Annotated in this window: 21 protein-coding genes; 17 read left to right on the top strand and 4 right to left on the bottom strand. The window is 37.1% G+C overall.

Features of this window, described 5'->3' with window-relative positions; genetic code table 11:
- Positions 1 to 24 precede the first annotated feature (24 nt).
- From rpiA to QUD85_RS11560, 3 genes are all read right to left on the bottom strand, one after another.
- Entirely contained in the window at positions 25 to 684 is a 660-nt protein-coding gene (gene rpiA, locus QUD85_RS11570) for a ribose-5-phosphate isomerase RpiA (protein ID WP_093326952.1), read from the bottom strand.
- A 64-nt stretch (positions 685 to 748) separates the two neighbouring features.
- Entirely contained in the window at positions 749 to 1339 is a 591-nt protein-coding gene (locus QUD85_RS11565) for a 5-formyltetrahydrofolate cyclo-ligase (protein WP_093326954.1), read from the bottom strand.
- 143 nt (positions 1340 to 1482) lie between these two features.
- On the bottom strand, positions 1483 to 2988 hold the full coding sequence (locus QUD85_RS11560) for a peptide MFS transporter (RefSeq protein WP_093326955.1): 1506 nt from the start codon (positions 2986 to 2988) through the stop codon (positions 1483 to 1485).
- A gap of 492 nt (positions 2989 to 3480) precedes the next feature.
- On the opposite strand from QUD85_RS11560, the gene wecA reads away from it, so the two are divergent.
- The 11 genes from wecA (at position 3481) to QUD85_RS11505 (ending at position 13737) form a co-directional block, all read left to right on the top strand.
- Positions 3481 to 4530, top strand: a complete 1050-nt coding sequence (gene wecA / locus QUD85_RS11555; protein WP_093326957.1) for a UDP-N-acetylglucosamine--undecaprenyl-phosphate N-acetylglucosaminephosphotransferase — start codon at positions 3481 to 3483, stop codon at positions 4528 to 4530.
- A 98-nt stretch (positions 4531 to 4628) separates the two neighbouring features.
- Positions 4629 to 4973, top strand: a complete 345-nt coding sequence (locus QUD85_RS11550; protein WP_143047898.1) for a hypothetical protein — start codon at positions 4629 to 4631, stop codon at positions 4971 to 4973.
- Entirely contained in the window at positions 4966 to 6765 is a 1800-nt protein-coding gene (locus QUD85_RS11545; RefSeq protein ID WP_093326961.1) for a polysaccharide biosynthesis/export family protein, read from the top strand. Before QUD85_RS11550 ends, QUD85_RS11545 begins: the two co-directional genes overlap by 8 nt.
- A 1-nt stretch (position 6766) precedes the next feature.
- On the top strand, positions 6767 to 7552 hold the full coding sequence (locus QUD85_RS11540; protein ID WP_093326963.1) for an ABC transporter permease: 786 nt from the start codon (positions 6767 to 6769) through the stop codon (positions 7550 to 7552).
- Positions 7549 to 8196 carry an ABC transporter ATP-binding protein gene (locus QUD85_RS11535; RefSeq protein WP_093326965.1) on the top strand — a complete coding sequence of 216 codons (648 nt, stop codon included), beginning with the start codon at positions 7549 to 7551 and terminating at the stop codon, positions 8194 to 8196. Before QUD85_RS11540 ends, QUD85_RS11535 begins: the two co-directional genes overlap by 4 nt.
- 14 nt (positions 8197 to 8210) lie before the next feature.
- The gene (locus tag QUD85_RS11530) at positions 8211 to 9338 is read left to right on the top strand and encodes a hypothetical protein (RefSeq protein ID WP_093326967.1); all 1128 of its coding nucleotides are present in this window, start codon (positions 8211 to 8213) and stop codon (positions 9336 to 9338) included.
- Positions 9339 to 9347: 9 nt separating this feature from the next.
- Positions 9348 to 10226, top strand: a complete 879-nt coding sequence (gene rfbA, locus QUD85_RS11525) for a glucose-1-phosphate thymidylyltransferase RfbA (protein ID WP_093326969.1) — start codon at positions 9348 to 9350, stop codon at positions 10224 to 10226.
- A 2-nt stretch (positions 10227 to 10228) separates the two neighbouring features.
- The gene (rfbC, locus tag QUD85_RS11520) at positions 10229 to 10774 is read left to right on the top strand and encodes a dTDP-4-dehydrorhamnose 3,5-epimerase (protein WP_093326971.1); all 546 of its coding nucleotides are present in this window, start codon (positions 10229 to 10231) and stop codon (positions 10772 to 10774) included.
- Positions 10775 to 10776: 2 nt separating this feature from the next.
- Positions 10777 to 11646, top strand: a complete 870-nt coding sequence (gene rfbD / locus QUD85_RS11515) for a dTDP-4-dehydrorhamnose reductase (RefSeq protein WP_093326973.1) — start codon at positions 10777 to 10779, stop codon at positions 11644 to 11646.
- 19 nt (positions 11647 to 11665) lie between these two features.
- Positions 11666 to 12745 (top strand): dTDP-glucose 4,6-dehydratase, encoded by a 1080-nt coding sequence (gene rfbB / locus QUD85_RS11510; RefSeq protein ID WP_093326974.1) that lies wholly within the window; start codon positions 11666 to 11668, stop codon positions 12743 to 12745.
- Positions 12746 to 12801: 56 nt separating this feature from the next.
- The gene (locus QUD85_RS11505; RefSeq protein WP_093326976.1) at positions 12802 to 13737 is read left to right on the top strand and encodes a UDP-glucuronic acid decarboxylase family protein; all 936 of its coding nucleotides are present in this window, start codon (positions 12802 to 12804) and stop codon (positions 13735 to 13737) included.
- 94 nt (positions 13738 to 13831) lie between these two features.
- Here QUD85_RS11505 and QUD85_RS11500 read toward each other — a convergent pair whose 3' ends face one another.
- On the bottom strand, positions 13832 to 14704 hold the full coding sequence (locus QUD85_RS11500) for an exostosin domain-containing protein (RefSeq protein WP_093326979.1): 873 nt from the start codon (positions 14702 to 14704) through the stop codon (positions 13832 to 13834).
- A gap of 187 nt (positions 14705 to 14891) precedes the next feature.
- Here QUD85_RS11500 and QUD85_RS11495 point away from each other — a divergent pair, with 187 nt between their 5' ends.
- From QUD85_RS11495 to QUD85_RS11470, 6 genes are read left to right on the top strand one after another with little or no spacing between them, the layout of a single operon-like run.
- Entirely contained in the window at positions 14892 to 18698 is a 3807-nt protein-coding gene (locus QUD85_RS11495; protein ID WP_093326981.1) for a CDP-glycerol glycerophosphotransferase family protein, read from the top strand.
- Positions 18698 to 19162: a glycerol-3-phosphate cytidylyltransferase gene (gene tagD / locus QUD85_RS11490; RefSeq protein WP_093326983.1), complete on the top strand. Its 465-nt coding sequence runs from the start codon at positions 18698 to 18700 to the stop codon at positions 19160 to 19162. Before QUD85_RS11495 ends, tagD begins: the two co-directional genes overlap by 1 nt.
- Before the next feature lie 4 nt (positions 19163 to 19166).
- The gene (locus QUD85_RS11485) at positions 19167 to 20861 is read left to right on the top strand and encodes a glycosyltransferase family 2 protein (protein WP_093326984.1); all 1695 of its coding nucleotides are present in this window, start codon (positions 19167 to 19169) and stop codon (positions 20859 to 20861) included.
- A gap of 1 nt (position 20862) precedes the next feature.
- Entirely contained in the window at positions 20863 to 21816 is a 954-nt protein-coding gene (locus QUD85_RS11480; RefSeq protein ID WP_093326986.1) for a sulfotransferase family 2 domain-containing protein, read from the top strand.
- Between the two features lie 37 nt (positions 21817 to 21853).
- A complete protein-coding gene (locus QUD85_RS11475; protein WP_143047899.1) occupies positions 21854 to 22861 on the top strand; it encodes a hypothetical protein in 1008 nt (335 codons plus the stop codon).
- Positions 22862 to 23671 (top strand): polysaccharide pyruvyl transferase family protein, encoded by an 810-nt coding sequence (locus QUD85_RS11470; protein WP_093326989.1) that lies wholly within the window; start codon positions 22862 to 22864, stop codon positions 23669 to 23671.
- Positions 23672 to 23677 lie beyond the last annotated feature (6 nt).

The raw sequence follows: 23677 nt of genomic DNA, 5'->3' as shown, positions 1-23677 counted from the left end.
TAAAGTGTTATTTTTGTATACAATTTAGACGCCGAATTTTTGCGTGCCATTTTCGCTTGCAAGTAGCAATGTGTCAGCGCCTCTGTGCGCGAATAAACCATTTGTTACGACACCGACAATGGCATTAATTTGTGATTCTAGTTGCTTTGGGTCAAGGATTGTAAGGTTATGCACATCTAGGATTACATTGCCATTATCTGTCACTACACCTTCGCGATAGACAGGATCTCCGCCGAGTTTCACTAGCTCTCTTGCAACGTAGCTTCTAGCCATAGGAATAACTTCAACAGGCAAAGGGAACTTACCCAAGACATCTACACGTTTTGTTTGGTCAGCTATACAAACAAATTGTTTTGCCACAGCTGCGACAATTTTCTCGCGAGTCAAAGCTGCACCACCGCCTTTAATCATAGCCATGTGCTCAGTAATTTCGTCTGCACCATCAACATACACATCCAGTAAATCGACTTCATTTAAGTCATAAATATCAATGCCTATGGCTTTTAGTCGTTTCGTTGATTCTTCTGAGCTTGAAACCGCGCCTTTAATCTTATGCGCTATTGGTGCAAGCGCATCAATAAAGTGATTAACAGTAGAGCCAGTACCTACACCTAAAATAGCGTCATCTTCGACATACTCAACGGCTTTAAGCGCTACTTGTTTCTTTAATTCATCTTGGTTCATATTGGCGTTCTCGCAGCAGAAAAAGCAGATTATAACAAGCCTTAAATTGATTAATAAACGTTTATTATTGGTTAAATTGAAATACCTTAGAAGGCGTTATGATTGTTGGAATTGGAATATCCCAACTGTCGATAGGCACGTGCTCAACGAGCTGACAATCATGAGCAACTCCGACGACAGACAACTGAGGTAAACCGCCGTAATGCCATTGCTGTAGCGTTCGGTCGTAATAGCCACCGCCCATACCTAAACGATTGCCTTTATCGTCAAATGCGACCAAAGGCGTAAGCATGACATCGAGCGATTCCATCGGTAATACATTGCACACACTCAATTTAGGCTCTTTGATGCCGTACTTGTTGTTGACAAGTTGTTCATTTTTACGAAACGCTAAAAACAAAAGGTAGCCTTTACTAAAGGGATGGATAACAGGAAGGTACAATGTTTTACCTTGTTGCCAACACCAGTTAATGAATGGCGATAAATCTAGTTCACCATCGCTTGCAAGATATAGCGCTATCGTATCGGCTCGCTGAATAACGTCCTTTTCAATTAACATGTTACACACCGCTAAAGATGCATCATGTTGCTCGGTATTCGATAGTGCTTTTCGCTTTGTGCGCACTTGTTTGCGTATTACAGTTCTAGTTGTCATGGTTATGATTACATTGAATGCGTCAATTTAGTGTCGCGAATTTAACATAGGTAAACAATAGTAAAGATAGCAATTGTTTTTAACGCATAAAAAAAGGTAAAACATTGCTGTTTTACCTTTTAAGAAAGTTTGTAAGTTAAAGGCTATGCATTTGCAGCAGCTTTTTCCTTATTTTCTTCTTCGGTAACGGTTTCCCAGAAACGACTTTTTAAACTTATCAATAATATAACAATACTAAACACAGTAATTTGTGCGTATAGGTTTGGAATTTGTTCTACATTATTTGGATCGAAGTTACCTGCTAGCAACCCTGAGATAATATTGCCGATTGAGTAGGTTAAAACAAACACACCCATCATTTGACCAGCGAAGCGACGCGGCGCTAGTTTACTTACCGCACTCAACGCAACAGGGCTTAAGCAAAGCTCACCTACTGTATGTAAGAAGTAAACTGCGACTAACCAATATGGCGCAACCTTCATGCCTGCTGCAGCGTATTGAGCTGCAAAAAACATTACGATAAAGCCACTACCCATAATAATTAAACCAAAGGCTGCCTTAATACCATATCCAGGGCTAACGAAGCGCTTACCAATGTTAATCCATAAAGCAGCAAAAAATGGTGATAGTAAGATAATGAAGAAAGAGTTTAGCGATTGGAACCAACCTGTTGGTACTTCAAAGCTACCAATCATGCGGTCAGTATAGTCTCTTGCGAATAAATTTAGCGATGAACCAGCTTGTTCAAAGCCAGACCAAAAACATGCAGAGGCGATACAAACAAGAAGTAGGGCTAATAAACGTTTCTTTTCGCTGCCATTAAGCTCACCTAAAAAGAATATAGCGGCATAGTAAAGCACAAAAATTAGGGTAAAGCCTACTGCAACATATTCAGCGATAGTAATAGGATCAACTACTACTGTTCCCGTCATTACTAAACCAGCAGTAATAGTAAGCACTACAAGGAATGCGACGATAACTGACCAACTAATTTTCTGACCTTTCGGCGTCATTGGATTTGCTGGTTTTTCCGCTACACCATTTAAGTCTGGTAGTGTTTTCTTATAAGCAATTAAACCAATTGCCATACCAACTGCAGCAGCGCCGAAAGCGTAATGCCAGCCTTGGTTTTCCATTAAGTAACCACAAACAATGTAACCAATGATAGAACCGATGTTGATACCCATGTAGTAAATTGCGTATCCACTATCACGGCGCTTGTCTTCGTCGGAATACATCATACCTACCATTGCACCAATGTTAGGTTTCAAAAGACCAGTACCTAAGATTACTAATATCAATCCGATGAAAAAGCTATATTCGCTTGGGATTGCAAGCACTATATGGCCGATCATGATGATAATACCACCGTACCAAACTGCTTTTTGTCCGCCGATTAAACGATCAGAAATCCAACCTCCAGGCAAGCCCATGAAATATACACTCGCTGTGTATAAACCGTATATAGCAGCAGCAGATGCTACTGTTAGGCCTAATCCGCCTTCCTGCAATGTGGCGGTCATAAATAGAACAAGTAACATACGCATGCCGTAGTAACTCATTCTTTCCCACATTTCAGTAAAGAATAATGTTTTTAATCCAGACGGGTGACCGAAAAAGCCATCAGATCCTGCTTGAGGTGTACTCATAAAATATTCCTGTAATTAACTACCTAATGTTTTCTAGTATTGTTTTTTATTGTGTCGAAAACTTTTAAGAGAAGATTATTTATTATTGCTAGATAAATTTAGCTAGCGGGAGTTATACCTTTGTGTTGCAGTAAACGCAAGTGTTTGCCCATTTTTGTATACAATTTTCGTAAAGCACTAATTCCAAAGAATTGTATATTGTTTCGGCATATATAGTGCCGTAACTCTAAAATAACACTAAAGTGTAATAGTTTTTACAGGAATACGACTATTTCCGTATTTCCTCATAGATTAAATTAATTTACTTGAAATTTAGGGGGCTAGCGTCTATTATTCGACACAATCATGGAAAATATTTGATTGAAAAGTAACCACTGTATCTTGTAAAAAAAATGTTACTTTAAAGGGATTTATGAATTCGATTTCCACTACTGCGTTAGATTTGCAAAGTTGCAAGCACGTTTTTTTCAGCATGTTTAATAGAGGTTAGCAATGTTAGCAGCGACTTACTATTTGCCTCAATTACTAACTTCTCTACTATTGGCTTTTTTAGCATTAAAAGCCCTACAGCCTATTGCTTATGATGTCGGGTTAGTTGACCGCCCAGGATCCCGTAAGAATCACATTGGTAACATTCCGCTTATCGGCGGTATTTCTATATTCATTGGCGTATTGGTCTCTTCTTCAATTTGGTTGCCAGATACGCAAGAACTGCGTATGTATTTGATTGCCTCTGGCATGATGGTTTTTATCGGTATTTTAGATGATAAATATGACCTCAGCGTTCGAGTTCGTATTGTTGGTCAAATTTTGATTGCCAGTATTTTAATTTTTGGTGTTGGTACCTATATTTCCAATTTAGGAGATTTGTTCAGGTTAGGTTCAATAGATATTGGACTACTTGGCGTATTCTTCACTTATTTTGCTATTCTTGTGCTAATCAATGCATTCAACATGATTGATGGTATTGATGGTTTGTTAGGGATGCTGTCGCTAAATACATTGCTTTCTATAACGCTGTTGCTGCTGCTGTCGGGTGAAACATCAGATATCAATTTTCCACTGATTATCTCGTTTGCAATTGTCCCTTATCTTGCATTTAATCTGGGCGTTTCCAGAAAAGACAGAAATAAAATATACATGGGTGACGCAGGAAGCATGTTTATTGGTCTGAGCGTGATTTGGTTGCTTGCTAAAGGCACTCAAGGTGAAAATGCGTCCTTTAGTCCAGTTACTGCTTTATGGATAACCGCGCTTCCTTTAATGGATATGTTGGCTATAGTTATCCGTCGAGTTAAAAAGGGTAATTCACCTTTTAAACCGGACAGAGACCACATTCATCACATTTTATTAAGGTCTGGCTATACTGCGAAACAAACGTTATTTATTCTGTCCGTTGTGGCGGTCGTGATGTCTTCTATAGGAATTATTGGTCATATCTATCAAATCCACGATAGCTTGATGGTTTCTTCGTTCATCCTTATTTTTATTTTGTACAGTCGTGCGCTAAAATATGTTAGTTTTAGTGTAAACAAAGATTAATAAAAATAATTTTCTTTATAGTAATCATGCGTGTCGTAAAAAAAGTAATAGCGCTTTGCGCTCTTGTCGTTATATCCGGTTGCACAGGTACCCCGCCTGTGCTTACTTCATCTAAACCACTTGTTAAGGATACTCCTTCGCAGCAAGCAAGTGCAATCCCATCTAAATTCAATGACTTTCTTTTGGGGCAATCATCTGAAACGTTCGTTGAAATACACAAAAAGAAGATATACCTAGGACGACTTTATACGTCTGCTCGACTAGAATTATGCCGTGAGCTTTACATAGTAGAAGGTAGCTCTAATAAAAAACGTATAGCTTGCAAGAAAGAATCCAATGGTAAAGGCGAGGAAAAACAAAGTACTTTTTGGGTCTTAAGCCCAGATATTGTAAAGCACGGCAAGCAAGCGCCTTTATTTTCTAGCGGAGATAGCAATGACTAAACAACTATTTCTTTTCTTTATCACTGCGGTTTTGTCGTGTTCATCTTTTGCCATACAGTCCCAAGAAGAATTGCTTAGACAATATCAAAATCAGCAGTCGCTGCAGCCTTCCGGGTTAGTTAACAGCATTCCGTCAGTGGCGTCTTCTAAGGGGCAATCAACTGACGATTTACTGCAGTTACAGTCACAATTATCTTCGGGACCGGAAACCAAAGGTCAATTACAGTTAGAAAACCGTAATGGTTTGCTTTTACCAGGTGAAGCAAACATTCGGGATTTATTGCCTTTGCCAGAAGATGGTCTTGCACCTCCATTTGGAGCCAATATTTTTGCTGGTGGTTATGAAACAGAACGTATTGATGGGCTTAATGACAATTACCTGGTTGCGGCCGGCGACAAGTTGTCCATCTGGATGTGGGGTGCTGTTAGCTTTTCAGATGTAGCAACAGTGGATAACCAAGGTAATATTTTTATTCCCAATATAGGACCTATAAAAGTCGCGGATGTGCCTGCAAGCAACATCAATAATTTAGTGTCACAAAAGATTAAAGCTATATATCGCAATAATGTAGAAGTTTACGTTAATTTATTAACCGCGACACCCGTATCTGTTTATGTGACAGGTTATGCGGTTCGTCCAGGGCAATATGCTGGCATGGCATCGGACAGTTTATTGTATTTTCTAAAGCGTGCTGGTGGTATCGATTCTGAAAGAGGCAGCTATAGGAATATAGAAGTATTGCGAAATGGCGAAGTGATACACGCTATCGATTTGTACAAATTTATTCAATTCGGGTACTTAGAGCCGTTTAGCTTTAAAGATAAAGATGTGATTTTAGTCAATAGTCAATCCGCTGTGGTTAATGTCACGGGAGGTGTTAAAAATCCCTTTCGATTTGAATTTTTAAAAGAGCAAGTTAATGGTTTGGAGTTGCTCAGCATTGTAAAACCTTTATCAAAAACTAGCCACGTCGCGGTTGCTGGTAGCAGAAAATCTGGCCCTTTCTCTGTTTACTTACCGATTGATGAGTTTGCAAATTATACGCTAGAAAATGGTGACAAGCTGTATTTTAATGACGACCTTCACGCGCAAATATATGACATTGAAGTGCTTGGGGCATATCTTGGTCCGTCGTACTATGCGGTTAAGAAACAAACAAAGTTATATGACTTACTTGATCATATCGAAGTGGAGCCTGAATTGGCCGATGTTTCTTCGATTTACATATTAAGGCAAAGCGTCGCTTTAAAGCAGAAGGAAATGCTAGACAGGTCTTTAGATAGACTTGAACAATCAGTTTATGCCGCGCCCGCTTCTTCAACAGGGGAAGCTTCTATACGCACACAAGAAGCAACATTAATATCTCAGTATATCGAACGCGCTCGCAATACTATGCCACAGGGAAAGGTTATTGTGGCTGATAAAGGTAAAGTCGCTAATATTGTGCTAGAGCAAGGCGATAAAATTGTTATTCCTTCTAAAACTGATTTGGTTCAAGTTGGTGGTGAAGTATTGATGCCACAAGCGGTTGTTTATAGCGAAGGTGCTACTATAGAAGATTACATCGCATGGGCAGGTGGTTATTCGGTGCGCGCTAACTACGAAGATATTGTGGTTGTTCATGCCAATGGCTTGTCAGAGTTTTTTGATGCCGGTGATAGTGGCAAACGCATTCAAAAAGGCGACCAAATTATCGTATTGCCAAGGGTAGAGGCTAAAACAATGCAATCTGTAAAAGATTTTACCCAAATACTTTATCAAATAGCAGTTGCCGTAAACGCAGTGAATTAAAATGGCAATAGTAGAAACTCGGACTAAATTCAAAATTTGGAGTGACGTAGTATTTGCAATATTTTTAAGAAATATTCGCAGTAGTTTTAACGACAAATTTGGGTTGAGTTGGTCTGTTTTTCAACCTGTGCTATTTATTTTTGTTTTGTCATATGGACGTGGCATGTTGATGGGAGATGTCATTCATACCATCCCTATTTTCATTTTTATGCTGTATGGCATGGTTTTGATTCAGTTATTCATCACAACGTTTCAGAATGTAGCCAAGTCAATAAAGCGAAATAAATCTTTATTTGCTTTTCGACAAGTTCAGCCTATTAGTGCGGCTTTAGCGGCTGGTTTATTTGAGTTATTAGTAAAATTATTCATCGTTTGTTTTTTAGTGTTAATTGTTTATTTGTTGAAAGAAGACAAACAATTAGCAGATCCACTGAACGTTTTAGTTATATTCTTCCAATTGTGGCTATTGGCTATTTCTTTAGGGTTAATAGCAGCTATTTTGTCCTGTTACGTTCCAGAAGTAGAGAAGCTTGTCGATTTGGCTATTAGGCCTCTATTTTTTATTTCCGGAGCATTTTTTAGTTTAAAGGATATACCAGAGCAGTTTTGGGTCTACTTAACTTGGAATCCAATTTTACATGCTATTGAATTGTCAAGAGATAGTGCCTACCCTTCGTTTGCTGCGGAAGGTGTAAGCCATATGTATTTGACCTTATTTACTTTGTTTTCAGTTTTTTTGGCACTAGCTTTGTATCGAATAACATGGAAAAGTCTCTTAAGTAGATGATTAAACTAGATAATATAACCAAATACTATCCTTCACCATTGGGCGAACAATATATTTTTAAGAATATTGATTTTGTTATTCCTAGAGGTAATATTGCCATTCTTGGAGCCAATGGCGCCGGTAAATCAACTCTTTTTAGAATGATTGCTGGCAGTGAATACCCTAACAGTGGGAAAGTTACAACGAATCTTCATATTTCTTGGCCTGTAGCACTTGCCACGGGTATACATCCACAGATGACAGGTAGTGAAAATGCTCGCTTTATAGGGAGAGTAAATGGTGTTAAGAATCTAAATGAATTTGAAGAAAAAGTTAAAAAGTTTGCAGAGCTTGGACCCAAGTTTCATTTACCAGTAAAATCGTATTCAAGTGGGATGCGTTCTAGACTAGCGTTTGCTTGCTGTATATCGATAGATTTTGATGTTTATTTGATAGATGAAGTTACAGCTGTAGGTGATGTAAAGTTTAAAAGTAAAGTAAAAAACGCACTCAGAGGTAAATTAGGAGAGGCTAATTTTATTATGGTAAGCCACAATATGAAAGAAATTAGAGAGTTTTGCGAGAGTGCTATCGTAATTGATAACATGCAATTAACCTATTATGCAGACCTTGAAGAAGCAATCTCATTTTATCAATCTTTATAGATACAACTTATATAATGAAGAAATCAATCAAAAGTGTAATAGCTAAAATAAAGCCCTACAGAACCAAAGCGATATCTATTTTTGTGTTGTATCCATGGCTCATTTTTTCGTTTTATCAATTAGTTATTGCAACTCCAAGATATGAAAGTCAGTCACAAGTAATCGTGCGTCAACCAGATAATATGGCGTTAATGGATTCGTCCATGGCAATATTGTCGGGCTTGGGAATGTCAACCGATGGTTCAGACAAAGCTTTAGTATTAGCTTATATTTTGTCCACAGACATGCTCGAGTATCTTGATCAAAGTTTAGGGCTATTGGAGCACTATAAAAACTCAGAGATTGATATTTTTAGTAGAATTAACGCCTGGGACAGCAGAGAAGACATCTTAGCTTATTACCTATCTAGAGTTACTGTAGAGTCAAACGATGTTAATGCCGTTATTACGATTAAAGTACAAGCATTTACGCCTGAATTTGCGCAACAACTTAGCAATGAAATAGTGAGTCGTGCAGAATGGTTCATTAATAACGTCAGCAACATGATAGCAAAAACACAATTAGAGTTTATGCAAGGGGAGCATGAATTAGTTAGGAAGAGGTTAGAGTCCGCGAAAGCAAATCTATTGTCTTTTCAGGCTGAACATAATTTATTAGATCCTGAAGTCGAAGGTGTCGCATATCAAAAAATTACATACTCGCTTGAAGGTCTGTTATCTGAAAAAAAGGCTAATTTACATGCATTGCAACAAATTATGTCTAATGACTCACCTCAAGTCATGGCTTTAGAAAGAGAAATTAAGGCGATTGAAAACCAATTGGAAGAGGAAAACAAACGTCTTTCCGGCCACGACAAACAAGATAATCTTACAGTCAGTGAAAAAATTGCTCGCTCTACAGAACTAAAAGTTGCCTTAGAGTTGGCATTAGAAGCTTATGCGTCTTCTCTAATTTCTTTAGAAAAATCTCGAATAGAAGCGTATAAACAGATGAGCTATCTAGTGTCTGTAGAGTCAGCTACGCTTCCAGAAGCTAATGCATATCCCAAAGTAACCTATAACTTAGTTTTGTTGGGTGTTTCACTATTGTTTTTGTTTGGAATTGGCAAAATTATCCTGGCAACTATCAGAGAATTGAATTAGAGACTAATTATGACAAAAGGAATTATCCTTGCAGGAGGAAGCGGAACGCGCTTGTATCCGCTAACTAAAGTTGTTAGTAAACAATTAATGCCTGTTTACGATAAACCAATGATTTATTACCCCATATCAACACTGATGGTAGCGGGTATAAAGGAAATTTTAATCATATCTACACCAGCAGAATTACCTCGGTTTAAAGAGTTACTTGGTGACGGTAAAGAGTGGGGCGTTACTTTTGAATACGTTGAACAACCATCGCCTGACGGTCTAGCACAAGCATTTATTCTTGCGGAAGAGTTTTTAGCTGGAGAAAGCGCAGCATTGGTGTTGGGTGACAATTTGTTTTACGGTCATGATCTTGCACAATCGCTTCAAAATGCTTGCGCTCGCGAATCTGGCGGTACTGTTTTTGGTTATCATGTTGCCAACCCAACAGCATATGGCGTGGTTGAATTCGATGAAACAGGTAAAGCGATTTCTATCGAAGAAAAGCCAGCAAAGCCTAAATCTAATTACGCGGTACCTGGGTTGTATTTTTTCGATGAACGCGTAGTTGAATTTGCGAAAAATGTAAAACCATCGCCTCGTGGCGAATTAGAAATCACTGACGTGATTGATCAGTATCTGCAGGCAGATGAACTCAATGTAGAAGTCATGGGTCGAGGCACAGCATGGCTAGATACAGGCACGCATGATTCTCTGCTTCAGGCGGCAACGTTTATAGAAACGATTGAAAAGCGTCAAGGCCTTAAGATTTGCTGCCCAGAAGAAATTGCATATCGAATGGGCTATATCTCGGCAGAGCAATTAGAGTCACTAGCAACGCCATTGAAAAAGAGCGGCTACGGTCAATATTTACTCGACTTACTAGAATATAAAGTGTTTTAACAATGAAGTTTATTGAAACAGATATCCCTGATGTAAAAATAATCGAACCGACCGTATTTGGAGATGAGAGAGGGTTCTTTATGGAAACTTTCCGCTTGTCTTTGTTTAATGAACAATGTGGCGAGCGCACTTTTGTTCAAGACAATCACAGTAAGTCGACGCAGGGGATTCTAAGAGGTCTTCATTATCAAACTGAAAATACACAAGGGAAACTTGTTCGTGTTGTTAGTGGTGAAGTATTTGACGTTGCGGTAGACATGCGAAAAGACAGCCCAACATTTGGCAAGTGGGTTGGCGTATACTTGTCTGAGAAGAACAAGCGTCAACTATGGGTTCCTGAAGGGTTTGCTCACGGCTTTTATGTTACTAGTGAAAGTGCGGAGTTCGTCTATAAATGCACTGATTCGTACAATCCTAATGCAGAAGTATCGGTAAAGTGGGACGATCCTACTATAGGTATTAAGTGGCCGCTTGTTGACTGTCAATTGCCAAATTTGTCGGCAAAAGATGAAGATGGTTTGTCATTTGAAGCGGCGCCAAAGTTTTAGTCATGAAAGTACTAATTACCGGAAAAAATGGACAGCTAGGTTATGAGTTGTCGCGCACTGTACCTGCGAGTATTGAGTTGTTTACGTTTGACTCTGCCACTTTAGACATTACTCAGCTTGAACACGTTATAGAAACAATTAACCAAATCCAACCGGATATTATTATCAATGCGGCAGCTTATACAGCAGTTGATAAAGCAGAAGAAGATAGAGAAGCAGCGTTTCGGGTCAATAGAGATGGTATCAAACACCTATCGGATGCTGCTAAGCAAGTAGGCGCCAAAGTCGTACATGTCTCTACAGATTTCGTTTTTAATGGCGAAAAAAATACGCCTTATTCAATAGAAGATGAATGTTTCCCTTTGGGGGTTTATGGCGAATCGAAACGAGCAGGCGAACTTGCCTTAATAGAGTCGTTACCTGAAAGTAGCTATATTATTAGAACTGCCTGGGTGTACTCGTCGCATGGCAACAATTTTGTCAAAACAATGCTCAGATTAATGGCGCAACTAGACAAGCTTGACGTGGTCTACGACCAAATTGGTACCCCCACTTGGGCGAAAGGCCTAGCTTTAGCAATATGGCGTTTGATCGAACGCAAAGATACAGTGCCTTCAGGTATTTATCATTGGACGGACGCAGGTGTTACCTCTTGGTATGATTTTGCAGTAAACATACAATCGCTGGCACTAGAGAAAGGTTTATTGCAAAAAGCCATTCCTATTAGCGCTATTCCTGCTTCTGCATACCCTACATCGGCAAAGCGTCCATCATTTAGTGTCCTGGAAAAGACAGCTTTGGAACAAGCATTAGATATTCAAACAACGCATTGGCAAACTCAGTTATCTGACATGCTTGATGAGTTAAATTAAAAATTTTAAGGTTCCCCACATGGAAAAAAATACTCTTTTAGTGACTGGTGGCGCAGGTTTTATAGGCGCTAACTTCGCTTTATATTGGTTGGAAAAGTATCCAGCTGACAGTGTTATTGTATTAGATGCATTAACATACGCAGGCAATAGAGCGAATTTGGCTTCTGTAGAAAACAATGAAAACTTTGAATTTGTTCATGGTAACATTTGCAATACTGAGTTAGTCACGTCTTTGCTCAAAAACAAGCAAGTCAATACAATTGTTCATTTTGCCGCTGAATCACATGTCGATCGTTCGATCACAGGTCCCGATGCATTTATCGAAACAAACATCTTAGGTACATATAGCTTATTAAAAGCAGCAAAGCAGGTGTGGATTGACGAACCTAAAGCTGAAGGTAAAACGGTTATACCACATCGTTTTCATCATGTATCTACAGATGAAGTCTATGGTACATTATCTCCAACAGACCCTGCGTTTACGGAAGATACACCATATGCACCTAATTCACCCTACTCAGCATCAAAAGCTGCGAGTGACCATTTAGTCAGAGCTTATCATCATACGTACGACCTAGAAGTAACAACTTCCAACTGCTCTAATAACTATGGGCCCTATCATTTTCCAGAGAAGTTGATTCCACTGATTATTACCAATGTATTGAAAGATAAGCCTTTGCCGATTTATGGCGATGGTCAGCAAATTCGTGATTGGTTATACGTCGAAGACCATGCTCGAGGTATTGACTTAGTGCTTAAGAAAGGGCGTATTGGTGAGAACTACAATATTGGCGGGCACAATGAGTGGGCCAATATAGATATTGTGAAATTAGTGTGTAAGTTAATGAATGAAGCCTTTGCTTTGGATCAGCAGTTAACTGCGAAATACCCTGATGCAATAAGTGCAATAAATAATAGTGCTGAATCTTTAATTACCTATGTAGAAGATAGGGCTGGACACGACCGCCGTTATGCAATTGATGCAACGAAAACTAATTTAGAGTTGGCATACAAACCAAAAGAGTCCTTTGAATCAGGCATTCACAAGACAGTAAACTGGTATTTGAATAATGACAACTGGTGGAATAACTTAGTTTAAGGTCAACGGGTTGTTTACTGTTAAATTGAAACAGAATAATTGGTATTAAGAAATTTATGAAAAAAAGAGTACTTGTAACCGGCGGAGCAGGTTTTTTAGGTTCCCATTTGTGTACGCGATTGATCAATAAAGGGCATGAAGTTATTTGCCTTGACAATTATTTCACTGGTAATAAGAAAAACATACTACATTTAATGGATAGTCCTTTCTTTGAGCTGATTAGGCATGATGTTTCGTTTCCTATATCTTTAGAAGTTGATGAGATATACAACTTAGCGTGTCCCGCTTCACCTCCTCACTATCAATTTGACCCTATACAAACAACTAAAACGTCAGTTTTAGGTGCAATAAATATGCTTGATTTAGCGAAAAAGTGTAAGGCTAAAATATTACAAGCAAGCACCAGCGAAGTATATGGCGACCCTGAAATTCATCCACAACCAGAAAGCTATCGTGGTGCTGTTAATACGATTGGAATTAGAGCTTGTTATGATGAAGGTAAGCGATGTGCAGAATCGTTGTTTTTTGATTATCACAGACAATACGCTGTGGATATAAAAGTAATGCGAATATTTAATACTTATGGGCCAAACATGAATCCTGAGGATGGTCGTGTTGTAAGCAATTTTATCGTCCAAGCGTTAAAAGGTGAAGACATTACGATATACGGGGATGGTTTGCAAACCAGAAGCTTTTGCTACGTAGACGATTTAATCGACGGGATGATGCGATTAATGAATTCTGCCGACGATTTTACCGGTCCTGTAAATATTGGTAATCCTGATGAATTTACTATGTTAGAGTTGGCGCAAAAGGTGATCGAGTTGACTGGTAGTGAAAGTCAAATTATATATCAACCATTGCCTCAAGATGATCCTATGCAACGCCAACCAATAATTTCTCTAGCTAAACAAGAATTAGATTGGGAGCCAAAAATAAAATTATCTGAAGGTCTTAATAAAACGATAGAGTATTTTAAAAAACAACTCTAGTTACAAGGCTTTCTAGTTAGTTAAGTTATTACTAAATTGTTGATTTGCAGTAAAATAGCACAACTTACAAAGAGTTGTGCTATATACATTAAAACTATTTTAACTTTATTTTTTCTAGTTGTTTTAAAATTTCGTTGTCTAGATCTCTTTGAGGAATAGTCAATCTTTCTACACACAAATTGAAATTGTATTCGGCGTCTTCCTTACTCCACTTCAAGTTACTTGCTTTTTCCGACATATATTGAAATCTAAAACCATTGTATGCCTCGCAATACTCTTCAATGACTGGTATCGCTCCGCACAAAATTGACTCAAAAAAGCGGTAAGACCAAACATAGTCCCCACTAGGGCACAGCACAAACTTACTATTCGCCAATACTTTGAAGTATTCATTGTCCCAACTTTTTATTGGAAAGTTACGCCCTCTATCAGAAGACCACAGTAGAAGTTTACCAATTTTTCTGACGTCAATATTTCCTTCTTTGGGAACGGCAACTGGAAAAAATATTTTTGTTAATTTTTCTTTAATAGATGGCGGCGCGTCAAAGCTGAAGATATGTTTTGTAATATTGTTAGAAATCCAATGTTCTAGCAGTTTTTTTCTTTTGTCGGTAACAAGTCCCTGAAAAGAATACTTGTTTTTACGTTTTTCTTTCCAAAGTGTTTTACAGTGATTAGTTATTGCTAACGGAAATATCAGTGTTCTTTCAATATCACCAAATGAAGTCTTCGGGTCTTTGTGGTTAATACTCATTAAATGAGCTACATCAACTGACTCCGCGGTTGGTTGATTAAAATTAATTCCCATTGTCTCTTCAAAAATCGAAAATTTTTCTTGTTGGCTAGTTGGAATTTCAACATTAAAACGACTTTCGGTAATTGCATGTGCAAGGCGAATTTCTTGAATTAAATGGAATGGTTTTTGTAATTTTATATCTTGCATATTTTTCTCAGCTTTGTTTGTCATTGAGCAAGAATGCCTGCTTGTTCAGAGAATTTAGTCGCATTGAAGTTTAGCTACTTTGTGCTTTCTTGCCTAAGTTCTTTTAGTTCTATTTAACTCGATTTTGAGTTTATACTCCATTATAATTTCAATTCAATATAGGATATAAGAATCGGTTAATACTCGATAATAAATCGCTTAGGAAACTCCGTTGTTCAATTCAGCATCAAAGTTAATTAGAAATTTAAAACTTAAACACAAGATTAGTAGTTCAAATCTTTTTTCAAAGGTTTGGTATGAAAAACAATATGGAGAACAGTTATATACCTTTGATGGTTCCCCGTTAGAGCACTATTTGCAGGTAGGATGGAAGCTGGGGAATGATCCTAGCCCAAATTTTTCAACAAATACATATTTGAATAGCTATGAGGATGTAAAAGCATTAGGAGAGTGTCCTCTAATTCACTACATTTATCATGGCAAAAACGAAGGGCGTGAAGGTTTTAAAGCAGCGGTAGTATTTTCCAAGAAAACTAAACGTCCGTTTCAAGGCAGCATCCTTTTTGTAATAAATAACTATGATTTTGCGACTCAAAAATATCGAGTCTTTAATTTTACAAAACAATTATCGGATTATGGTTGGACCGTAAGAGTTATTAAAGACAACCAAGCCTTAGGTGAGTTATCAAATCATTGGGATATTGTTGTATTTAATCGAATAGCGGCAGGTGATTCTTTAATTAAGGCACAACAAGCTTATCGAAAACGCGGTGGGATCTTAATATATGATATTGATGATTTAATTTTCTTGCCTGAAAAAGCTAAACTTCAGGATTCTTTCCAGAAAAGGGATAAAGCAGGTCAAGATGCCAGACTTGCTGCAATGGCTAAAATAAACAATTCTGTTTTGAACGCTGATTTAGTTACCGTAACAACCGACGCGCTAGCAAAACAGGTTAGGTCAATAAATAAGAATGCGTTTGTTATACCTAATTCTCTAGACAACAATATGCCTTTGAAGGAAGAAAGTTCACATTGTCATGAGAACGTGAATATTGTTTATTTGTCGGGTACGGCTACACATGATAGAGATTTTGAAGAATGTGCTAACGCCTTGGTTGAAGTATTAAAGACTCATAGTAATGTGTTATTACACATTGTAGGGCAATTGACGCTACCGGACACGTTAGAGCAACACGCCCAACTTGTTCGACATGATTTTATGCCTCATGAAGAAATGCTTAAATTTTTATCTTCCATGCATATTAATTTAGCACCGTTGGAAATAGGCAATGAGTTTACAGAATGTAAAAGCGAGCTAAAAATATTTGAGGCAGCATACTATGCTATTCCAACTGTAGCCAGTTCCACCGACGCCTTCTCAAGCACAATAAAACATAATCATAATGGCATGTTAGCCAAAAATACTACTGAGTGGCTTTCATCGATTAATCTGTTAGTTGAAAACTCTGAGTTTAGACAAAAACTTGGTGAATCTGCAAAAACTTCTATTGCGGTGACGCACAGCGCAACTTTTGTCGCGGCTAAACTTCACACGTTGTATAAGTTTCTTTTAGCAAATAAAGAAGTTTCTCTTATGGAGTTCACGCCAACAGACCTGTATGAGTTTGCTTTGAACAACAAAGATATCAGGTCTGATATTATTCAGGATTGTGGTTTACTCAATGAAGTAGATTATTTAGATATGTACCCTGATGCATTGGGTAAAAACTGTATAGAACACTTCACAAATATAGGTGCCCGTGAAGGAAGAAAAGCGAGTAAGCATTTTTCTTCATGGTGGTATGACTTATCAAATGGCAAATATAACGCTAATCTTGATAGTTATCATCCCATTATTCATGCGTTGTTTTTTGCTAAATCCAGTGGCAGTTTATTCTCGTCACCCATTAAAACTTCTAAACAAATAACCTTTAACAATCAAGTTATCAAACGTGCTTGTATCTTCGCAGCTTATGATCCCGACGGCATGGTCGATGACACCTTAGTAGAGTATTTGGAAGAATTGTCAAAGTATAGTGATATATATTTTTATGCTGACTGCAATATGCCCGAAAATGAATTGGCCAAACTGGCCCATTGCGTAAAAGGGGCATGGGCTGAACGTCATGGCGAATACGATTTTGGTTCTTACAAGCGCATTCTTGTCGATAAACTAGGTTGGGAAAAAGTTGAGCAATACGACGAAATATTGTTTGCCAACGACAGCGTTTATTTACTTAAACCTTTGGACGAAGTGTTTAGTAAAATGGAACAAAGTGATTGCAGTTGGTGGGGTATTCAAGCGACAAAAGGGATGGCCTTTACGCAATATTGCCATTCTCAAAATCTTGTCAAAAATAAAACAGATGAAGTGTCTAGAGATTTGCTAGAAAGTTTTGAAGACAATCCTTACTATGACTTTCATATTGGTTCGTATTTTGTAGCGTTTAGGTCTAATGTCGTTAAAAATCCGTATTTTAGGAAAATCATTGAGTCCGTTTCTTATGTTAATAAAAAACAACTGATTCTTCAGTTTGAAGTTGGGATAAGTCGCTTTTTAACGTCTCAAGGATTCAAACTAGACACTTTTATAGAAGAGCTATATGCATTTCATCCTATTTATAGTGAAACATTGTTACATTTGATTGAGAAGAAAGGTTTTCCGTTTTTAAAACGATATTTTATTTCAAACAACCATTACAATGTTCCACAGTTAGGTAAATTGTTAACGCACTACGATTTGTTGAATGATGAAAAAATAAATAGTCATTTAAAGCGTACGGTTGGAAACGACGTAGTACAACGTAACTTAAATTTAAATTTATTAGATGCATATCAGATTGCATCTCCAGAATACTTAGATAATCGCGCTTTTAAGGTATTAGATAAAAGTATCGTTAAAGACCCTAATTTATGGATTTTCCCTGTCTGCTACTATGATCATTTATTGACAGGTAATGATAAGGCGTTGTTTGAATATGTTAAGAATGATCCCCGCATACGCAAAGTCATATTGACTCGCAGTAAGTCTATATTTGTGGAAGGGGGAGTAAATGTCTTTCATTACGATATTGAATCACCAGAAGCACAGCATTTGATACTGCGAGCCGGTAATATATTTTTGAAGCATGGCCCAAGGATAAATATCCCTTATCCTTGTGAATTTAATACACGCAACTTTGTCAACTTGTGGCATGGTATCCCGCTAAAGAGAATAGGTGTTTCATCCTTAGATATTGACGAAAGGGGCTTTAACGATATTGTTACGCACAATAAACCCAATAAGGCCGTTATTGCATCGTCAAATATAGACAGGTTAGCCATGGCAAGTGGCTTTTTTCCTTTAACTTTTAACCAGGTGCACATAACTGGGTTGCCTCGCGTCGATTTTATTACTATGCCTGAAGAAAATTTACCTATTGATTTGCAAAAAGAGTTGCAATATATCAAGGAGAAAGTAGGCGATAGAAAACTTGTTTTGTATGCTCCAACGTTTAGAAACTCTCAGGAAGAAGGGTACTTTAAGTTTCAAAATTCTGAACTTGATAAATTGGGAAGTTTGTTAAAGGGCTCAAATGCTGTAATTGGCGTTCGGGAACATATGGCTGATTCAACGGGTAGTTACAATTCTGTGTTGGAATCTATTGGGTGTTTAGATTTTTCTGCAAAAGAAATTTCCAATATTGAAATGTTATATCGTGCCGCCGATATCCTGATCACAGACTACTCAAGTTGTTATATCGATTTTCTAAACACTAGGAAACCAGTGATTAGTTTTGCATATGATTTAGAAAACTACATGCAAAAAGAGAGAGGCTTTTATTATGATATACAAGATGTATTCCCTGGACCTATTTGCACTACTTTTGAAGCGCTATTGAAAGCAATTGAGAGTTCACTAGAGACAACCAATGTTCTACATGAAAATTATCTTGATGTTCATTCTATGTTTTTCAAGTATGACGATGCCAACAATAGCGAACGTGTAGCGAATATGGTTTTTGGATTAAAGTAATGGTCAAGAGAACAATAATTACCTATGGAACATTCGACATGTTTCATATTGGGCATTTAAATCTATTAAAGCGAATAAAGGACATGGGGAGTCGTTTAATCGTAGGCGTTTCTACAGACGAATTTAATCAATTAAAAGGCAAAAAAACCTTAATACCGTATGAGCAGCGCGCAGCTATTGTAGAGGCGATTAAGTATGTAGATTTGGTTATTCCAGAATCATCCTGGGAGCAAAAAATAGAAGACATAAAAGCTCACGAAATAGACCTTTTTGTAATAGGGGATGATTGGTCTGGAAAATTTGACTTTTTAGAAGAATATTGTGAAGTCGAGTATTTGAGTCGAACCGATGGCGTTTCAACTACTATGCTCAAACAGTCTTTGTCCGCGATAAATAAAATATCCAAGAAAGATATTATTAGCGCGCTGGATATTCTAGACCAATTACGAAAAGATCTAGAGTAGCGAGATGTTAGATTCGGTAGTATTTAAAACAAAAAAATTTTTTCGTGAACATAAATACCTTAGTTTCGCTTATAAGAAACTAGTAGATATTTATTATTTATATAAAATCAAGTACCCAAGAAGTTATAAAAACTGGATAAAGAAATCAGAGTCTTTTAGTTACCTCTCTGAAACCGTAGATGTAGAAAATACATTTTTTGTTTTAATAGATTGTAATAATTATCAATTGAATGAAGAACAATTGTTGGCGAATCAATTAGCCTCTATTGCGAAACAAAACTACAGCAATAAAAAAATCGTAATTATTAACAATGAAGCGCTAAACATCGACTATCCAGATATAGAAATGGAATGCTTCAGCAATGCGCAAGAATTAGAGATTCGTGATGGAGCTTGGGTATTGCCTTTGCATAAAGATGTTGTGTTGTCTCAGCACTGTTTAGCAGAACTTAATTATTTTATTGAGTGTTCAAAAACAAAAGGTGTCAATTTTGATGTAGTTTATTCTGATATAGATAGTGTCGATGATAAAGGTCGTCGCAAGAATCCATTCTTCTTTCCTGACTGGAATCCAGATTTTTTCTTAGTAAATAACTACTTTTCCAAAGGCTTCGCAATAAAATGGCATGCTAACTGGAAAGAGCAACACATAGATTCGGAAGAAATTTGTTATAGACGGATCCTCAATTCACTATCTACACCTTGGCACAATGTGAATGTTGGGCACTGTGCAGCGATATTGTTTCATAATTTAGGTGCTCAGCCTCACCTTTCAAAGGATATGATAAATCTTGCAGAAAATACCTTAGCAATTGAGGCAGATGTGAAAGAAAGCGCCCATGTTAAATTTAATTGGCCACTTCTCGATAGCCCAAAGGTTACTTTGATAGTACCTACACGAAATGGTTACGATATTCTAAAGAATGCGATTGATTCAATAGTAGAAAAAACCTTGTATCCAAATTTCGATATTCTGATTATTAATAATCAAAGTGATTGCCAAAAGACAATTGCTTTCATGGAAGAGCTCTCTGCTAGAGATAATATCAGCATATTAGATTACGATTTTGAATTTAATTATTCTGCTATCAATAATTACGCTGTGAAGCAAGCAAAAGGTGACCTGATAGCTTTTGTCAATAACGATATTGAAGTGATATCAGGAAATTGGTTGAGTGAAATGGTAATGCATGCAGTTCGTCCTGACATTGGATGTGTAGGGGCAAAACTTCTATATCCTAACGAAACTATCCAGCATGCAGGCGTTGTTATTGGTTTGTGGGGAGGTGCTGGACATTCTCATAAAATGTATTCTAGACACTCAAATGGCTATATGGATAGACTGCAGTTGGTACAAAATTATAGTGCGGTAACGGCAGCTTGCTTGGTCATGGAGAAAAAATTGTTCAACGATGTTGGTGGGTTTGATGAAGAGTTGTTTCCCGTTGCATTTAATGATGTTGATCTTTGTTTGAAAGTTCAAGCGTTGGGTTTAAGAAACCTATGGACTCCTTATGCCTTACTTTATCACCATGAATCAATTAGCCGTGGAGATGATGTAACTCCAGAAAAGGCGAAAAGAGCTGAAATGGAGATAAACAACCTCCGATTAAAATGGAAAACTGAATCTCACTTTGATCCAGCATACAACCCTAATCTGTCACTAACATCTGAAGATTTTTCCTTGTCTAGGCTTTAAAATGTATTTCAAAATTATTAATTTTTTTCGCAAAAAACGTAAAAACACACCTCGATTTTTTATCCATATCCCCAAAACAGCAGGAACTAGTTTTCGTGTCGGTTTAGAGTCGCAGCTATATGTTGTTCCACATTACGCGTTAAATCAAAAAATAACGCATAAATTGGTACGTGAAAAGCTTAGTGGCAATATGACTGAGCAGCAGTTTTATGAGTCAATATTAAAACGAAATGCTGTAGTAGCTGGTCACAAAAAGAGTCAGGAGTACGTTAACATTATTCCTCCTCGGAATATGTGTACTTTTATACGAGAACCTGTGGCTAGAACTGTTTCTCTGTATGAGCATCTAAAGAAGAACAACAAGATTTCAGTTGGTTTTGAAGAATTCTTGGATAATCCAATTTATCATAATACCCAATATAATTACCTGGCAGGCATACCAGTTGGTTTATATGGCTTTATTGGAATTACAGAATACTACAACGAATCTATCAACATTTTTAACCGGTACACTGGTCTGAAAGTGCCTATAAAAAAAATGAACACAAATAAAGCTTCTGAGAGTAAGTTTCTTCAGTTGTCTGAACAGACTCGCCAAAAAATACTAACCACAAATGCTAAGGATGTAGCTCTTTATAATGAAGCCTTGTCAATCTTTGAGCAACGTAAGCAGGCAAGTGATTGGCTACATTGTCATGTTGAGATGAAAGAAGAAATTCTTTGCGGTAATGCATGGTTTGGCTTAAGTAATGAAAAAGTCATTCTAGACGTATATGTCGATGGTGAATACAAAGGACAAGTGATTGCCGAGAGCCCCACAAACTATGTCAGTAAAGCTATCCTAGGGAACACAGGTTTTCAATTTCCCCTAACAATAGAAGATCTCAGTAACAACAAAACGATAGTTTTAAAGGATCAAAAAACTAACCAAATCGTGACCGTTGATAGTAATTAAATAATCTATGATTTCATTTATTAAGACTCTATTTAAGTTGAATAGAAGTACACCAGAGCTTTTTGTGCATATTGGTCCGGGAAAAACTGGAACGTCAGTGATACAAAACTGGTGCAAAAATAATAGAAAGCTGCTGAAAAAACACGGCATATATTACCCAAACCATAATTTGGATGCTAACGGAGTAAGCAGTGGCCATGTGAATTTACTGTTTAATAACCAAGACGGAAAGCTCGACCCCGATTTACAAAAATTTGAGTTGTTTAGAAATAGATTACAAAGATTGAACTACGACAAAGTACTAATTTCTTCAGAAGTATTTTGGATGCACATAGGGGTTTTTAATAAGTTTTTTGATAAGATAAAATTTATCTATTATGTAAGATCACCTATTGATTTCTTTGAGTCGAGTTACAATCAAGTAGTTAAAAGAAATTACGTTACGGCTCCCTTAGTTGATAGGCTCGATACATATTCCCCGAATCCCTATGGAACTCAAAAAGTATTACCTGCATTTAGAACTTTGGGTGCTGAAAAGTTTATTATTAGACTGTACGATAGAAAAATTTTAAAAGATGGTAATATCTTAAATGATTTTTTAGAAATCTTTAAAGTAAAAACAATTACGCATCTAGATAATACTTTTGAAGTGAATAATTCGTATACCTATCAAGCGCTCGAATATAAAAGATGGATCAACAAGTTTTGCTTAAATAGAAATTTAGACTCGCAGTTAGATGTTATTTTACAGTCCTATAAAGCTGGAGAACGAATGTATACTTTGTTGCCCGAAGATGTGTTTTTAGAATTGAAAGAACGAGCAATCAACAGAGTTAAACATATTCTGCCAGAGTATGGAGTTCCACAGGATTTACAAACTCAGTTTCTGGAAAATATCTATAATTACCAACGAACTAATTATAAAAAGCAGTCTTTTGATAGCGAAATCAAATTAGAAATTGAACAATTTATCCGTTCTGTTGATACAACGCTGATGGCTAATATCGAACAGGCGATTCGACAAATTAATAGTAGTGAGAGTTAGATGAATAAACTAATAAGAAGTATTGGATTAAAGCTAAAATTGATAGAAAAAGAAAAGCTACCAGTACTTTGGTTTTCTAGAGTTGTAAATTTGGGCGATGTATTAAACGTCTATTTAGTTGAAAAAATCTCAGATGAAAATGTAATTCCTTTTGACCCTCAAACTTTCCAAGAAAAAAACTACTTTGTGATAGGTTCTGTGCTCTCACAAGCTAATACTCACAGTATTGTTTGGGGCAGTGGTTATATGTTTGCTTCAGGTGGATTGAAGGCTGCTCCAGCAAAAATATGTGCAGTTAGGGGACCTAAAACCAGGGATAGATTATTGAGAGAAAAAATTGACTGTCCTGAAATTTATGGAGATCCAGCTCTTCTCCTTCCTAAATTTTATCAACCAAAACAAACTAAGCAGTATAAACTTGGTGTCATTCCTCACTATGTAGATAAAAATAGTCCTTGGGTTGAAAACTTATCTAAAAATGCTGCGGTAAACATAATTGATATACAAACAGATGATGTAGAGAAGTTTGTAGACGAGTTAGCTAAATGTGAACGCATAGTGTCTAGTTCTTTACATGGTGTTATTATTGCAGACGCATACGACATTCCTTCTTTATGGGTAGAGCTATCCAATAAGGTTGCAGGTAACGGTTTTAAATTTGAAGACTATTTTATGTCAGTAGGTAGGGATAAAGAAAAGTCTAAGTTAGATATAAACATATCCAACTTAGACGAAATTATTGATTCATTTTATGACTATAAAATTGATATCGATTTAGACAAACTGCTTAATGCTTGTCCATTTGGGTAACTTTTT

Origin of the sequence: Thalassotalea agarivorans (assembly GCF_030295955.1) — a bacterium.
GTDB classification, from domain to species: Bacteria; Pseudomonadota; Gammaproteobacteria; order Enterobacterales; family Alteromonadaceae; genus Thalassotalea_D; species Thalassotalea_D agarivorans.
The sequence above is the reverse complement of the archived record's forward strand: the minus strand, read 5'-3'. Positions and strand labels throughout refer to the sequence as shown.